Annotated in this window: 10 protein-coding genes; 6 read left to right on the top strand and 4 right to left on the bottom strand. The window is 68.1% G+C overall.

What is annotated here, in order from left to right; all coding sequences use genetic code 11:
- The first annotated feature begins 408 nt into the window (after nucleotides 1-408).
- Nucleotides 409-2,874, top strand: a complete 2,466-nt coding sequence (locus ABZ796_RS00330) for a transglycosylase domain-containing protein (protein ID WP_357333605.1) — start codon at nucleotides 409-411, stop codon at nucleotides 2,872-2,874.
- A 12-nt stretch (nucleotides 2,875-2,886) separates the two neighbouring features.
- Nucleotides 2,887-4,323, top strand: coding sequence for a glycosyltransferase 87 family protein (locus tag ABZ796_RS00325; protein ID WP_357333603.1), 1,437 nt, complete (start codon nucleotides 2,887-2,889; stop codon nucleotides 4,321-4,323).
- Here the strand turns inward: ABZ796_RS00325 and ABZ796_RS00320 are convergent.
- Both ABZ796_RS00320 and ABZ796_RS00315 read right to left on the bottom strand, forming a co-directional pair.
- Nucleotides 4,281-5,333: an alanine racemase gene (locus ABZ796_RS00320; RefSeq protein ID WP_357333601.1), complete on the bottom strand. Its 1,053-nt coding sequence runs from the start codon at nucleotides 5,331-5,333 to the stop codon at nucleotides 4,281-4,283. The genes ABZ796_RS00325 and ABZ796_RS00320 overlap by 43 nt on opposite strands.
- A gap of 7 nt (nucleotides 5,334-5,340) precedes the next feature.
- On the bottom strand, nucleotides 5,341-6,498 hold the full coding sequence (locus tag ABZ796_RS00315) for a peptidoglycan bridge formation glycyltransferase FemA/FemB family protein (RefSeq protein ID WP_357333599.1): 1,158 nt from the start codon (nucleotides 6,496-6,498) through the stop codon (nucleotides 5,341-5,343).
- 290 nt (nucleotides 6,499-6,788) lie between these two features.
- Between ABZ796_RS00315 and ABZ796_RS00310 the strand changes: the two genes are divergently transcribed.
- The 4 genes from ABZ796_RS00310 to ABZ796_RS00295 are packed head-to-tail and all read left to right on the top strand — an operon-like array spanning nucleotide 6,789 to nucleotide 11,864.
- Nucleotides 6,789-7,400: a sigma-70 family RNA polymerase sigma factor gene (locus tag ABZ796_RS00310; RefSeq protein WP_357333597.1), complete on the top strand. Its 612-nt coding sequence runs from the start codon at nucleotides 6,789-6,791 to the stop codon at nucleotides 7,398-7,400.
- Complete coding sequence (locus ABZ796_RS00305; RefSeq protein WP_357333595.1) at nucleotides 7,400-7,912, top strand: hypothetical protein; 513 nt, start codon at nucleotides 7,400-7,402, stop codon at nucleotides 7,910-7,912. Before ABZ796_RS00310 ends, ABZ796_RS00305 begins: the two co-directional genes overlap by 1 nt.
- Nucleotides 7,913-7,926: 14 nt before the next feature.
- The gene (locus tag ABZ796_RS00300) at nucleotides 7,927-9,441 is read left to right on the top strand and encodes a S8 family serine peptidase (protein WP_357333593.1); all 1,515 of its coding nucleotides are present in this window, start codon (nucleotides 7,927-7,929) and stop codon (nucleotides 9,439-9,441) included.
- Nucleotides 9,438-11,864, top strand: a complete 2,427-nt coding sequence (locus tag ABZ796_RS00295) for a CHAT domain-containing protein (protein ID WP_357333591.1) — start codon at nucleotides 9,438-9,440, stop codon at nucleotides 11,862-11,864. Before ABZ796_RS00300 ends, ABZ796_RS00295 begins: the two co-directional genes overlap by 4 nt.
- Before the next feature lie 533 nt (nucleotides 11,865-12,397).
- On the opposite strand, the gene ABZ796_RS00290 is transcribed toward ABZ796_RS00295, so the two are convergent.
- Together ABZ796_RS00290 and ABZ796_RS00285 are read right to left on the bottom strand one after the other, a co-directional pair.
- Entirely contained in the window at nucleotides 12,398-13,048 is a 651-nt protein-coding gene (locus ABZ796_RS00290; RefSeq protein WP_357333589.1) for a DUF5317 family protein, read from the bottom strand.
- A 399-nt stretch (nucleotides 13,049-13,447) separates the two neighbouring features.
- Complete coding sequence (locus ABZ796_RS00285) at nucleotides 13,448-15,505, bottom strand: acyltransferase family protein (protein WP_357333587.1); 2,058 nt, start codon at nucleotides 15,503-15,505, stop codon at nucleotides 13,448-13,450.
- Nucleotides 15,506-15,674: the final 169 nt, after the last annotated feature.

Below are 15,674 nucleotides of genomic sequence, written 5' to 3'. Positions count from 1 at the left end.
TCAGGTTGATGTGATTCCCTCGGGGGGATTCAGCGACGTCGGGGGATTGTCAGTGTCAGCCCGTCCGGTCACGTGCCGGGCAGTCACAGGAGCAGTGCAACACCCGTGAGCGACCCATCCGGCGGCTTTTCTCAAAGGCCCAGCCCCCGCAGCGCCAGTCCCCGCAGACCCGATCTCGGTGGGCAGCAAGGACGACCCCAGGGCGGACCGCGCCCACCGCAGGGTGGTCCGGGCGGTCGTCCTCCGGCACCCCGCCGCCCGCAGGGCGGTCCGCAGGGCTCTCCGCAGGGCCAGCCGCCAGGCGGTCGTCCTCATCCCCGTGGCGGCCAGCGCCCGATGCCTCCTGGCGGTCCCCGTCCTGGTCAGCGGCAGCCCTATCCGGGCCCCCGTCGTCCCGGTGAGCCGCCGGTGGACCGTCTCGGCCAACGGCCGGCGCGTCCCGAGCAGGGCGGTTCCGGTCGCCCGCCGCGTGACCCGAAGGCCGCCTTCGGTGCTGCGCTGGACCGGTTCAACGACCCGGAGCTGGACAAGAAGGGCCTGGCGGTCCGGATCGGCAAGGCCGCGGCGATCTTCGCCCTGGTCATGGCCCTGATCGGCAGCGCCGCGGTGATCATCTCCTACAACATGATCTCGGTCCCCAGCGCCAATGCCGCGTTCCAGGCGGAGTCGAGCTTCGTCTACTACGCCGGCGGCAAGAAGGAGGTCGGCCGTTTCCAGGCGGGCGACCAGAACCGTGACTCGCTGACCCCGGACGAGATGCCCGCGCTGGTCAAGGACGCGGCCGTGGCGGCCGAGGACCGCAGCTTCTACGAGAACAACGGCATCGACCTCAAGGGCATCGCGCGCACGCTCTTCTCCAACGCCACCACCGGCAGCCAGGGCGGTGCCTCGACGATCACCCAGCAGTACGTGAAGAACCTCTACCTGACCCAGGAGCGCACCTACACGCGTAAGGTCAAGGAAGCGGTGATCTCGCTCAAGATCAGCCGGCAGAAGTCCAAGGACGAGATCCTCACCGGCTACCTCAACACCGTCTACTTCGGGCGCGGTGCCTACGGCGTCCAGGCCGCGGCGAAGACCTACTTCCGCAAGTCGGCCCAGGATCTCGACATCCGGGAGGCCGCGGCGCTGACCGCGATCCTCAACAACCCGAACGGGTTCGACCCCGAGAAGGCCGGCGCGGACGCGGGCGGCACCGAGCTGCTCGGCCGCTACCAGTACGTCCTCAACGGCATGGCTGACCTGAAGAGCCAGGGCAAGGCGCTCAGCGACTACGACGAGGCCACCCTCGAGAAGTCGAAGGCGGCGCTGCCCAAGTTCCCCAAGCCGAAGGCCGACAGCCGCCTCGGTGGCCAGAAGGGCCACGCGCTCACCCTGGTGAAGAACGAGCTGAAGTCCCTCAAGGACGACAACGGCAACCCCCTCTTCACCGAGGAGGAGATCGACAGCAAGGGACTGAAGGTCACCACCACGCTCAGCGCGAAGGCGATGAAGGCCGCGCAGGACGCCGTCACCGAGGTACGTCCCGAGGACAAGAAGGCGGTCAACGCCAAGCACCCGGAGAACGAGCTGCACGTGGGCGCCGCCACGATCGATGTGAAGACCGGTGCGCTCAAGGGCTTCTACGGTGGCCAGGACTACCTGGACTCCCAGATCAACTGGGCGGCCTCGGGCGGCATGGCCGGTTCGACGATGAAGCCGTTCACCCTTGCCGCGGCTCTCGACGCGGGCTACTCGCTCAAGGACACCTGGACCGGTGAGGGTGGTCTGGAGATCCCCGGCACCGACCGGGTCGTCCGCAACTCGGGCCAGAGCGATGCTGATCCGACCGGTCACGGCTACGGCGACCACATCACCGGTATCAAGGCGATGGAGGAGTCGGTCAACACCTCGTTCGTCCAGATGTCGACGTCACTGCCCAACGGCAGCGAGGACGTCTACGACATGGCGGTGAAGGCGGGCCTGCCGCCGGACGAGCAGCACACCGAGAACCCGCCGGCCGACTACCGCTCGATCCCGGCGTACTCGATCGACTTCGACCCGAAGAACTATCTGCTCACGCTGGGTCGCCAGGCGATCAGCCCGATCAACATGGCCAACGCCTACGCGACCATCGCCAACGGCGGCGTACGCAACACCGTGCACCTCGTCTCGAAGGTGGTCGACGCGGAGGGGAACGTCGTCTACGAGTGGGACCAGCGCGACGGTGCGGAGCGGGCGATGGAGGAGGACGTCGCCGACGACACCTCGTACGCGCTGCAGCAGGTCGTGAAGAACGGCACCGGCAAGACGGCCGGCGTGATCAACCAGCCGGCCGCCGGCAAGACCGGCACCGCGACCAACGCCGAGGACGACGTCTCCTCGGCGTGGTTCGCGGGCTACACCCCCCAGCTGGCCACCGCGGTCATGTACGTCCGTGGCAAGGGCTCGGGCAAGCTCGACGGCTGGCTCGACTCCTACTTCGGAGCCGGCTACCCCGCCGAGACGTGGGCCCAGATCATGGGCACGCTGACCGACGACCTCGACATCGAGGAGTTCCCGGAGCCGGCCTGGATGGACGGCGAGGCGCCGATGGACGGTCACGAGCCGTCGTTGACCACCACCCCGACGCCGACCCCCACGCCGTCCGAGGACTGCTCCAAGAAGGACGAGCGCAAGGGTCTGTGCATCCCGATCGAGAAGCCGACGCCCAGCGAGGAGCCCACGGACGGCGCGACCGACGGCGAACCGGACGCGTCGCAGACGCCGGACGAGCCCGAGGCGACCGACCCGAGCGTCACCGAGACCGCCTGTGACTGGTTCGGCGACTGTGAGTCGTCCTCGCCCCCGGCCGATGGCAATAATGGTGGCGGCAACGGGGCAACCACCGGATAGGGCACTAGTTTCGTGACAGATGGTCCAGTGACCGCCCCGGCGGCGGAGGATCCGGTCGTCAGGACCGCCTCCACCGCCGTGGGCGGTCCTCTCGGCGGACTCGCACACGGCCGACGGCGCTGGTTCAGCGCGGTCGGCCTGGTGCTGCTCCTGACCGCGCTCACCTTCGCGATCGGGATGGTCTCCAAGCAGACCTGCTACAACGCCACCTGGACCAACGGCGAGTCCAGATACACCAACTTCTGCTACTCCGACCTGCCCTATCTCTATGTCGACCGCGGCCTGGCCGAGCACGAGTGGCCCTACTCCTCCGATCCCGACGTCCGGACCCGCTATCCGCAGGTGATGGAGTATCCGGTCGGCATCTCCTACTACGCCTGGGCGACCTCGCACGTCACCGACTGGCTGACCGACACCCCTGACGAGGACGAGCGTCATCTCGTGGAGACCTCGAGCTTCTGGGGCCTGCCCGGCATGCACCACGAGATCCGGGTCTTCATCATCGTCAACGTGATCGGCTTCGCGGTCGCGGCGCTGCTCTCGGCCTGGTTCCTGGCGCGTACGCACCGCCGACGGCCCTGGGACGCAGCCGCCTTCGCGCTCGCTCCGGTGCTGGCGGCGACCGGGATCATCAACTGGGACATGCTGGCGGTGGTCTTCGTGGCCGGCGCGCTGTGGGCGTGGTCGCGTGACCGGCCGCTGCTGACCGGCATCCTCATCGGGCTCGGCTGCGCGACCAAGCTCTACCCGCTCTTCCTGCTCGGCGGGCTCGTGGTGATCTGCATCCGGCGCCGCCGCTACTACGACCTGGCGGTCGCGTCGCTGGCCACCGTGCTCGCCTGGGTGCTCGCCAATCTCCCTGCGATGGCAACCGGCCTGGAGGAGTGGAAGGTCTTCTGGAGCTTCAACTCCGAGCGCGGCCCCGACCTCGGCTCGCTGTGGCTCGTGGCCCAGCAGGCCGGCGACGCGGCGATCTCGGCGCAGACGGTCAACCTCGTCTCCTGGGCCTTCTTCATCGTCTGGTGCGCCGGCGTACTCATCATCGGGCTGACCGCCCGCGAGACACCGCGCCTGGCGCAGCTCGGCTTCCTCATCGTCGCCGGGTTCCTGCTGGTCAACAAGGTCTATTCACCGCAGTACGTCCTGTGGCTGCTGCCGCTGGCCGTCCTGGCCGTGCCGCGCTGGCGCGACCAGCTCATCTGGCAGGCCGGTGAGCTCTTCTACTTCGTCGCGGTCTGGTGGTACCTGGCGGACATCCTGGCCAGCAGCGGCGGAGACCAGCCGGTCTACTGGTTCGCGATCCTCGCCCGGGTCGCCGCCGAGATCTATCTGGTCGTGGTCGTGGTCCGCGAGATCTACGAGCCGTGGCGCGATCCGGTCCGGTGGACCGAGGCCCGCGCGCAGACTCAGGAATCCAGGATGATCTCGTCGAACGAGGTCGCGGTGTAGCGCACCCGCACCTCGAGCTCCTCGCCGACCTCCGGCACGCGCGCGCCGGAGGGAAGCATGAGCATCGACTCCTGCATGTGCGGCGGCTCGGCGAACCAGAGCGCCTTGCCGTCGAGCGTGTAGGGCGAGCGCGACTGCCCCATGGCGTCGAGCCCACCGCGGGCGACCGCGAGCGCCCGGGAGCGCAGGTGGGTGTCGCCCAGCGGCGCCTCGAGCCCGATCCCGTGGGCGGTGCCGCCCGAGGCGACCACGAGGTGACCGGCGCGCAGGGCGGTGCGGCCGCGGTAGCCGTAGGAGTATCCGCGCTCGAGGGGGTGCACGTCCTCGACGGTCGCGGTCACGGTGAGCGCGCCGCGGTCACCGAGCCACAGCGCGGTGCCGATGCGGGGCCGGAAGACGATGTCGCCGTAGGTCGCGCGCAGCTGGGCCAGCTCGTTGGCGCTCAGGTGAGAGACCCACACCGTCTTGGCCTCGGCGCCGACGACCGCGTCCATCTGGGCGCGCACCTCGGCCAGCGAACCACCGTCGAGGCCGAAGTGCATGGTGATGCCCTCGAAGCGGGCGTGCTCCCGGGCGACGGCGGCGGTCGGCCACAGGTCGCTCGGCGTCATCCCGTGGCGCCGCATCGAGGTGACCAGCTCCAGGATCACCCGTGCGTCGGGCTGGCGCTCCAGCAGCAGCGGCAGGTCCTCGGGGCGACTGATCGTGTGGATGATCCGGTCGGCGATCTCCGGGTTGATCTCGGGCGAGTAGGGCCGCCACGGGGTGAGGACGTAGATCGATCCGCTGAACCGGGTCGCGACCTCCCACACCTCGTTGTAGGTGCCCACCGCGAGCGTGTCGACGCCGGTGCCGAGGCCGTCGAGCCACTCGGTCTGGTGAGCGAGCTTGCGCAGGGTCAGGCCGTAGCCGTTGCCCTTCGCCACCGGGACCAGCCCGGGGGTGGCCTCGGCGAAGGTCTGGACGTGCTTGCGCCAGCGATCGGCGTCAACGGTCAATTTCAGCGGCATACGGAGATCAGCGCCTCTTCATGTAGACATCGAAGGCCGTGTAGATCGGCTTGTTCAGCGGCAGGTCCCACTCCCCGGCGTACTCCACCGCCTGGCCCCCGGTGCCGACCTTGAACTGGATCAGCCCCACGTGGGAGTCGTCGGTGGAGAGCGTCGGGGTGATGCCGCGCAGGTCGTAGGTGGTAGCGCCGGCAGCCATGGCGTCCTGGATCATCGCCCACTGGAGGGCGTTGGAGCCACGTACGTCTCGCTTCTCGGTCGAGGAGGCGCCGTAGGAGTACCAGGCGTGCTGCCCGACGCGGACCATGATCGTGGCGGCGACCAGGTCGCCCTCGTGCCGCGCCAGGAAGAGCTTGATCCGCTCCGGGTCCTCGGTCGACATCGCCCAGAACATGGTGCTGAAGTAGCTTCGCTGCCGAGGAGTGAAGTGGTCGCGCGCCGCGGTGTGGACATAGAGATCGTGGAAGGCGCTCAGGTCACCCTCGAAGTCGCCGTCCGCCGGGTTGACGGGGGAGGCGACGGTCACCTCGACGCCCATCTTGGCGGCCTTCTTGATGTTGCGGCGCCAGAGCTGGTTCATCCCCTTGAGGACCTCGTCCTCGGTCTTCAAGGTGCCGTCCTCGTGAGCCAGCGGGATGACGAAGTTGTACTGCGGCTGCCCCGCGCCGAAGCCGTCCTCGGGGGACTGGAGCCGCCAGCCCGCCGCCCTGAGCTGCGAGACGACCCGCGCGCCGGTGGCGTCGCGATGCGTCGGCGTGAGCTGGTTGAGCCGCTGGACGGTGTCGTCGGCGATGCCGTCCTTGACCTGCGCAGCGCTCCAGGTCGCGGTCGTGACCGGCGGGCCGATGCGGATGCCGAAGGCACCGTTCTTCTTCAGGTACGTCGCCAGCGGCTCCAGCCACGGAGCGAGGTCGCCCGACCAGTCGATGCTCGGACCTTCCGGCAGGTAGGCGAGGGTGAACCGCTCCAGCTTCGGCACCGGCCGGTGCAGCACCAGCGCGGCGCCGACGAGGGCCCCGCCCTGGTCGAACCAGCCGACCGACTCCGAGCGCCACTCGGTCTTGACCCGGGCCCACGAGGGGGTCTGGAGGAAGCTCACGCTGGGTTGCTTCTCGATGAAGGCGAGATGCTCCGCAGCGGTGATGGGGCGCACGGTGAGACTCACCCGCAGAAGGCTACCCGCTCCGGCGGTAGGGCCGAATCCCGGTGGTCGAGCTCGTCGGGACCACCGCCCGTGAGCGTCTCACCGCCCCAATGTGGGGACAATCGCGCCGCTACCCGGTGAGTCAGGGGCTCTGAGACGCTATTGTCAGCGACCAGATGTATCACGGCTGGGGCCTGGGCCTCCTTGGAGCCGTGACAGCAACTATGACCACCACGATGACGCGCCCGCGCGCCATCTGGCCCCCCAGCGCCTCGGCGCCGATCCGGAGGCCGCCGGTCGAGGAGGGGACTGTGACACGGGTACGACGCGGGGTCGGTCATGCCGACGCACCCGCGACCGTGTGGTCCCGGGCCACGGCCGACTTCGACCGCTGGCTCAGCGGTGACTCCGCGGCCCTCGACGAGCTGGTCGCGACCATGACCCCGGTCCTGTGGCAGATCGCGCGCTCCTACCGGCTCACCCCGGAGCAGGCCGAGGACGTCGTCCAGAACACCTGGCTCACCTTCGTACGCAAGCACTCCTCGATCCTCGACACCGCGGCCGTCGGTGCCTGGCTCACCCTCACCACACGCCGCGAGGCCTGGCGGGTCGCGAAGCGGTCCGGTCGTGACGTACCTGTGGAGGACGAGGCGCTCGAGTCCCGCGTCCCGACACAGCGCTCGGCCGAGTCCCTGGTCGTCGAGGGCGACCGCAACTCGCTCATCTGGGCGGCCGTGGAGTCGCTGCCGGAACGGTGCCGGCGGCTGCTGCGCGTGATCGCCTTCTCCGACCGGCCCGACTACGCCGGCCTCGCCGAAGAGCTCCAGATGCCCATCGGCAGCATCGGTCCCACCCGCGGCCGTTGTCTCGGGAAGCTGCGGGACGCACTCCGTGCTCAGCTCGGTGAAGGGGAGGTGTCGTGATGGGTCGCTCGGAGGAGCCCACTCGCGAGGAGCTGTTGGGCCTGGTTCGACAGGCCTATGTCGCCGGTGATCCGGTCCCGGGTGGCCTGATCTCCCGGATGCAGGCGGCCGCCGCCGGCGCCGCCGAGGAGTCCGGGCTCGGGCTCGACCTGGAGCTGATGCTCCTGGTGGAGTCCTCGTCCGGCGCTGAGGCGGCCGGCGTCCGCTCCGCGGCTCCCGCCTCCGCCCGCTCCGCCTACACCCTGCGCTTCGCGCAGTCCGGTGTCGACGTCCTGGTCCGGGTCGCGTCCGACACCGACACCACGGCCCGCCTCGACGGCTGGGTCGTCCCCGGTTCACCCATGACCGTCCGCGCCATCCGCGCCGACGAAGTCCGTACGCCGATCGTTGCCGTCACCCTCGGCGCCTCGGGCCGCTTCGAGCTCACCTCGCTGCCCGCCGGTCTCATCCGGCTCCGCTTCGAGCCCGCCGACGGCTCCGCCGCCTTCCTGACCCCCACGTTCGAGATCTGATCCAGGAGTAACAAGTGCATTCCAAGAGTGAGCGCCGACTGTCAAGGTCGTACGGGGCCGATGCCCGCATCCTCGACCCGACCAATGCCGTAGCTGTGGATGGGGTCACTGCAGGCACCACGATCTACTCCTCGACCACGCTTCTGATCTCCAAGTCGGTGGACTTCGAGGACACGTTCCGGCGTATCAAGAACGTCGCCCGGTCTCTGCATTGGCGTGTCGAAGCCGAGCCAGAGCCTGCGCACGCCGTCGATCTCCGCTTCGGTGTTCGGCGAGTCCGTCTCGGTGTGGTTCCGGGCAAGGCAGTTGCCGCCCCTGACGCCTGGACGCTCCTTCAGTTCCTGCGCGCTGAGGGTGCGGACGGTGCCGACGGTGTCAGTTTGGAGCACGTTCTCGTGCCGGTGCCGCTCAATGATCCGCATCCCCTTAACGACCCGCATCCGCTCAACGACCCGCACCCGCTCAACGATCCGCACCCACTCAACGACCCGCACCCGAACTCCGGGTATGACCCGTTGGGATCGGGCGGTCGCCAACCGGTCGCTTATGTCGGCTCGGCTCCATCCCGGCAGGGCGACGATGACCTTGATGGTCGGGCACGACCCGTGGTCGCCGTCCTCGACACGGGATGCGGCCAGCACCCGTGGCTCGACTTCGTCGATCGGGACGTGCGGCTCGGCGACCATCAGATCGGATGGACGTCAAGTGTTCCGGACTCGGAGAGCGACGGCGACCAAGTTGGCGCACTGGACGGCCTGATCGATCCCCTGGCGGGTCATGGCACCTTCATTGCAGGTCTGGTCCACCAGGCATGTCCTAACGCCGACATCTATTCATGGCGGATCGTTCCGCCGGATGGCCCGGTTGCCGAATACGGCTGGCTGACGGCGCTTGCTCAGATCGCAGACCTGGTGCACCTCTACCGTCAAGGAGATCCGCGCGGGCGACGGATCGACGTACTCAGCCTGTCGATCGGCTATTACCACGAGACTCCCGAAGACGCGCTCTTCGATCCGATGCTTCACGAGATCCTTGCGGATCTCGCGGCGAACGGGACACTGGTCGTATGTTCGGCCGGCAACGACGCGACATCGAGGCCGAACTTCCCCGCTGCTTTCGCGCCCTGGAGCGAGGGAGCGGGTCCGTGCTCGGCGTCGGACAAGCCGTTGCCGATCGTCTCAGTGGGAGCCCTGAACCCGAACGGGACGGACGCGATCTTCAGCAATGCTGGACCGTGGGTGCGTGCGTACGAGGTGGGCGCTGGCGTCGTGAGTACCTTCCCCACCAGCTTCGACGGCGGTTACCAAGCGACGGTCGCATCCGAGTTTTCCGGTCGGAAGCGGGAGACGTTGGATCCTGACGACTTCGGTGGCGGATTCGGAACCTGGAGCGGCACATCATTTGCTGCACCGCTGCTAGCCGGCCGAATTGCTCAGCACCTCTTCGGCAACGGCCACCCCGGGGACGTCAGGCAGGACATCGATCGCGCCTGGGCTGCCATCGAAGCCCTGACTACGCTCAAGCAATGACTTCCGACGGTCCGGACGAGCTGCACAAGCAGGGAGTCGCGGCACTCAGGTCAGGCGATTTCGACAGAGCGAAGGCGCTCTTCGGACGAGCCTTGAGTCTCGCAACCGCCCCTGAAGTGCTCGCCCGGATCGAGTCGTCACTCGCATATCTCGAAGTCGATGAATCGAACTTGACCGTTGCTCTCGAGAAAAGTGATCGAGCGCTGGGGTTCGGTGTCGAGGGCTTCACACGCGGTGTGCTTCTCGCCCAGCGTGCTCTGCTCTTGAGGCGGGCCGGCCGCGCGGCAGAGGCATTGGAGACCTTTGGCGACGCCATCTCATCACTCGATGGTCTCGATCTGGCCAAGGCCTACCTCAACCGAGGCACGGTTCACCTTGACCGCAATGACATCGTGCGAGCCATTGAGGACTTCAACTCCGCTGCAGGTCAGTACCGTTCGGTTGACGAGGAGGTCTTAGCTGCGCAGGCAGATCACAACCGGGCGTACGCGCTGTATCTTTCAGGCGATCTTCCCGGGGCGCTTGACCTTATGGAGTCTGCCTATCGCCTCTTGGCCGACGCCGGATCCCTGGTAACGGCGGTGTGTAACGCGGACCGGGCCGAGGTGCTGATGGCGGCCGGGCTGACGCGGCAGGGTGGTGAGATGCTGCGGCAGGCAGCCGAGGCATACGGATCCAAGAAGCAGCGCCAGCGCCAGGGAGAGGCCGAGTTGGCGCTGGCGTCGCACCTGCTTGCCACTGACGCGGCCGAGGCGGAGCGGATGGCGCGTTCGGCGCTGGGCTGGTTCGAGGAGGCACGAGCGACCGGGCTGTCGCTGCGGGCACGGGCAGTAGCGTTCGAGGCGGCGGTGACGGCGGGCGTCGATCCGAGCGAGGATGGCGAAGCGTTGGCCGGCCCGCTCGAGGAGCAAGGCCTGAACTGGCCGGCTCTCCGGGTGCGCATGCAAGCCCGACTGGCGCGCATCCGCTCGGCGGAGAACGCCGGCTTACCGGCAAGACCAGCGAGCGGACGGGTCATCGGTCCCGTCCCGCCGGACGCGCCCATCGACATCCGTCTGCTGGAGCGAGAGCTACGAGCGGAGCTGGCGGTGGCTGCTGGTCGTGCTCCGTCTGGGCTTCGCGAGATTCGATCGGGGCTCGATGAATTTCACCGGTGGCAGAGCTCATTTGGAAGCCTCGACCTGCAGACCAACGTCGCTGGGCACGGCCGGACCCTCGCTCGACGAGGCTTGGAGCTGGCCGTCGACTCTGGTGACGCGGACATGCTCTTCGAGTGGTCAGAGCGTGCACGGATGTTGGCGTCCCGGGTTCAATCGGTCCGTCCGCCGTCTGACGCGGCACTGGCCGACATGCTGACCGAGCTGCGCGGCGGGGTCGCACCTGAGCGGGAGAACCAGCTCAGGCAAGAGATTCGCGAGCGCGCCTGGCAGGTCAAGGGTTCGGGTCAGGTGGCCGATCCGATCTCCTCGAGCGACCTGCAGCAACGCCTCGATGGCAGCGTACTCGTCGCCTATGTCGTCGCAGCGGAGCGCGTTGTCGCGCTCGTCGTGAACGCCGACTCCATGAAGCGGGTCGATCTCGGTGACAGCGGGACGCTTCGCGCCATGTTGGGCGGTCTCCTGCCGGACCTGGACGTCGCGGCGACGGACCTGCCGGGGCCACTGGGGACTGCTGTGCGCGGTGATCTCGTAGACCGCCTGGCCGGGCTCTCGAACCTCTTGGTCGCCCCGCTGATCGACTACATCGGCGACAGCCCGGTGGTCCTCACCCCGTCGGCGGTCTTGGCGGCTGTGCCCTGGACCTTGTTGACGGGACTCGTCGGCAGGTCAGTCACTGTTGCACAGAGCGCCACCACATGGTTGGCCCGCCGAGGTACATCTGCCCGGCTGGACGCAGCAGGTTTCGTTGCCGGCCCGCGGGTGATGAGGGCTTTGGACGAGGTCGCGGTAAGCGCCGCCTCGTGGCCCGGTGCGCGGTGTCTCACGGGCGATGAGGCTTCAGCGGAGACAGTGGCTCGCCTTGCCCAAGAGGTCGATGTACTGCACATCGCTGCCCATGGGCGTCATTCGGCCGAGAACCCGCTCTTCTCAGGTGTCGAGCTCGCCGATGGTGCTTGGCATGGCTACGACATCGCTCTTCTCGCCACTGTCCCCGATGTGGTCCTGCTGTCGGCCTGCGAGGTCGGACGATCGAACGTTCGCTGGGGCGAGGAGCTGATCGGCCTTGTCGGTGCCTGGCTCCACGCCGGCACGCGGGTGGTCATCGCCTCACCGGCCGTGGTGGCAGACGAGGTCGCGCACAGGGTCTTCCGCGACCTCCACGCCGGACTCGCCAAGGGCCTGGTCCCCGCGGAAGCGCTTGCTGGCGCCATTCCGGCCGCGGACGCGAACTCCGCTCCTGCGCCATTTGTCTGCTTCTCGTAGGGACCGGTATCAAGGCAGATGGGTGAGAACCCGACAAGCCCTCACCCATCCGACAGTCTAGTTGGGCACGTTGTGCGGAGCCGCGAATGCGTAGATCGCCAGCGCGGTCGTCACGGCTGTCGTCGCGCCGAGGTATGCACGGGCTTTGAAGTTGCTCATCGTTGTCCTCACCTCCTCTAGTCCGCAGGATGGGCCAGATGATCGGACCGACCGGGTCTGTTTAGTCGGGCTGGTTGTGCGGTGCCGCGAATGCGTAGATCGCCAGTGCCGTGGTGACGGCGGTGGTCGCGGCAAGGTATGCGCGTGCCTTGAGTTCGTTTGTGCTCATGTGACCCTCCTCCCGTGGCTAGGTTGCTCCGGTCCGACGGACGATCAGGCCGCCGTCAGGTCGGTCTGTTGTGAGGTGCCGCAAACGCGTAGAGCGCGAGGGCGGTCGTAACAGCGGTCGTGGCCGCGAGGTAGGCGCGGGACTTCATGCCGTTCATCGACATCGGGGTTCCTCCTCTCGTGGGTAGAGATGAGAATCGGCGCGGCTACGCCGAAGACTGGGCGGTGCCCTTCGGCTGAGTGGCGTTGTCAGAACGGCCCTGCGCACTGGGCCGGTAGCAGGCGACCACCAGCAGCACCAGACCAGGAATGAGGAGCAGGTCGCCAACACTGAGGACCTTCATCAGCACAGGGATGGGGATGAGATCAGCGATCGGGATCCAGAGGGGCGAGACGTCGTCGAGGCGGATGTAACCGGGCGCGTCGGTCGCCAGCTCAGCGCTGGAGTAGCCGGCGGCGCGCGCGCCCGAGAGGCTGTACGGCATCGCGCCGAGGACGGCGATCGGTAGCGAGTTCGACGCGGTTCCGAGCGGGATCAGCGACAGTGCCCATCGGCCCGAGCGACGAGTCCAGAGCGAGCGGTTCAGCCAGCAGAAAGCAATCGCGATGACCACGACCAGGACGGCGTAGATCCGCCGCTCGACGCTCTCCTCGACCTGATCCGGCCACAACCCCTCGACGTGCATGAACTGCAGCGCGGCGACGAGAACGATCAGCCACTTCCCGCGCAGGCTCGTCAGTGAGGTCGCGACGTTCGGACGCGCGACGATGATCAGGCCGATGATCGCTGGCAGCACCATCAGCGTGAGCATTCCTGGCCCGGGCATGCGAAGCAGCGTAATGGCGTCCTGCCTCACCAGGAGGGGGAACGAGGCAATTCGTTCGGTGCTGTTCGGTGCGCTGAGTGCGGCCGGAGGAAGCCGACAGGAAAATCTCCAGGACCGTGTATCAGGCGGTCTGTCGAGCACTCCTTGGTGCTGTCCGGCCCGAGATTCGGGGGAATTCGGTTCGGATGCTGGTGCCGCCGCCTTGGGGGAGGCGGCGGTTTCGGGGCCGCAGCGCGGGTTGGGCACGAGGGGGATGCCCAACCCGCGTCCGGCTTGGGCTCGAACAGGGTCGACCGTCGATGTCGTGCGGCCCAAGACGTGGGCCGGGCGAGGCGGTGAGGGGACTGACTGCCCCGCCCGGCAACCTTCAATTCTTCCGCGCCGGCAGCGCCACGGCAATGGCCGACGGGCGCAGAACTGGAATGTGTTCTAGGCGGAACGGTCCAGGCGGCCGAGGCGCTTGCCGAGCGCGGGGGTGACCCGGTCGACCCAGGTCGCGGTGATGTGGGAGTCGTCGTAGTAGGTGACGACGTCGCCGACGACGAGGGGGCAGCGCTCGGAGCAGACCAGGTCGACGATGTCGACGTACGTCGCCTCGGTGCCCTCGAGCGCGTCCTGGGTCACCTCGTTGGAGTCCACCTCGGTGCCGTCGGCCTTCACCACGCAGTCCTCGAGGAGGTTGCGGGCGTCGGAGAGACACTCGCCGGGGTCGTTGTCGACGGAGGGGACGTCGGCGAAGACGCGTACGTCCGGGGTGACCTTCTCGAAGGCGCTGACGCCGTGGCGTACGCCCTCACGCCACTGCTCCTCGGTCGAGATGCCGTCGCGCTCCTCCATGTCGAGCATGCCGCGGGCGCCGACGACGATCGTGTCCGGGTTGAGCTTGGTGATCTGCTCGTTGGTCCACTTCCGGAAGTCCTCGCACTCCTCGACGGTCATCTTCGAGGACTTCTGCTTCACGCCGTACGCGGCGCAACCGAGCTTCACGAACGGGACCAGCTTCACGCGCTGGCGCTCGGCGAGGGTGTCGAGAGCGGGCAGCCACATCCCGATGTGGGAGTCGCCGACGACGGCGACGGTGCGATCGGCCTTGCCGTCGCCGTAGACGCAGTCGCCGTCGAGCTTCGTCTCGCCGTAGCCCGCGTAGCAGTAGCCGCCGCGCTCGGCCCACGAGTCGCTGGCGTCGAACTTGGCCTCGGGCGGCAGCGGAGCACCCTCCTCGGCGGCCTCGACGGTGGTCTTCAGCACGCCGGTGACCGGCTTGTCGTCGGTCTCGAGGACGTCGGGGTTCTCCTGGAACCACTCCTCGGCGTTGGCCTTGGCGACGTCGACCTGATAGCCGGCGTACGCCTGCGAGCTCGTGCCCGCGACCAGGGCGAGGGCAGCGGCGGCGGGCCAGAGGGCGAGCGCGCGTCGGCCCTTGGTGAGGTGCGGGATCCGGTGGCGCTGGAAGGGCATCTCGATCCAGTGGTAGCTCGCCGCGGAGGCGGCCAGGATGAGCGCCAGCATGATCAGCAGCTGGCGGACGCCGCCGCCGGGGATCGCCTCGGGGGCGAGGATCAGGATCGGCCAGTGCCACAGGTAGAGGCTGAACGAGATGTCACCCAGGTAGCGCAGCGGCTGCTTCGAGAGCAGCCAGCCGGTCGGGGTGGCAGGGCCGGCGATCAGGAGCGCGACCGTGCCGAGCACCGGGACCAGCGCGTGCCAGCCCGGGAAGTGGGTCGCCTCGCTGAAGTTGGCGGTGGCGTAGACGAGGGTGCCGACGCCGACCACGCCGAAGGCCGCTGCGGCGATGCGTCCGCGCGCGGTCGAGGTCGTCGCGACCTGCAGGCGCCCCGCGAGGCAGGCCAGCAGGGCACCGGCGGCGAGCTCGAAGGCGCGGGCCGGGGTGGAGAAGTACGCCGTGGTCGGGTCGGCTGCGGTCGCGTGCAGCGACCAGGCGAAGCTGACCACCGCGACGAGGGCGGCGAGCGCGGTGATCGCGCGGCGGCGGTGGTGCTTCGGGATCCAGAGCGCGACGGCGAGCACCAGCAGCGGCCACACGACGTAGAACTGCTCCTCGACCGAGAGCGACCAGTAGTGCTGGAACGGCGACGGCGCGGCGCTGTGGAAGTAGTCGACGGCCTCCTTGGCGAAGTGCACGTTGGCCAGGAAGACGGCCGCCCAACCCGCGTCGCTCGCGATCTGGTCGGTGCGCGTCTGCGGCAGGACGATCGCGCTGTAGGTGAGTACGACCAGCATCGTCGCGGTCGCCGCCGGCAGGATCCGGCGCGCCCGGCGGGCGTAGAACTGACTGATGCTGACCGTGCCGCTGCGGTCGGTCTCACGCAGCAGCAGGGTGGTGATCAGGAACCCGGACAGGACGAAGAAGACGTCGACTCCGACGAATCCTCCCTCGAACCCTGAGAGCCCCGCATGCCCTGCGATCACCAGACCGACAGCGACGGCACGGAGACCCTGAATATCGGCGCGCCAGTTCGAACTCATTCGGAGGAGAATATGTCAATGGCCCTGTTGGGTCATAGTCGACGGTCCCGCTGGGCGGTCTGATTCTCAGCCGAATCTTCACTTTTGGTGAGCGAGACCGTGGCTGTGGCGATCGAATTTTCGGTTGTGGGGGACGAATGTGCAGTTTCGTCCGTCAGAACTCAAGACT

Source organism: Nocardioides sp. NPDC047086 (assembly GCF_040643685.1).
In the GTDB taxonomy this organism is placed as follows: Bacteria; Actinomycetota; Actinomycetes; order Propionibacteriales; family Nocardioidaceae; genus Nocardioides.
Note: the sequence above shows the minus strand (reverse complement) of the source record. Positions and strands in the feature narration are given on the sequence as shown.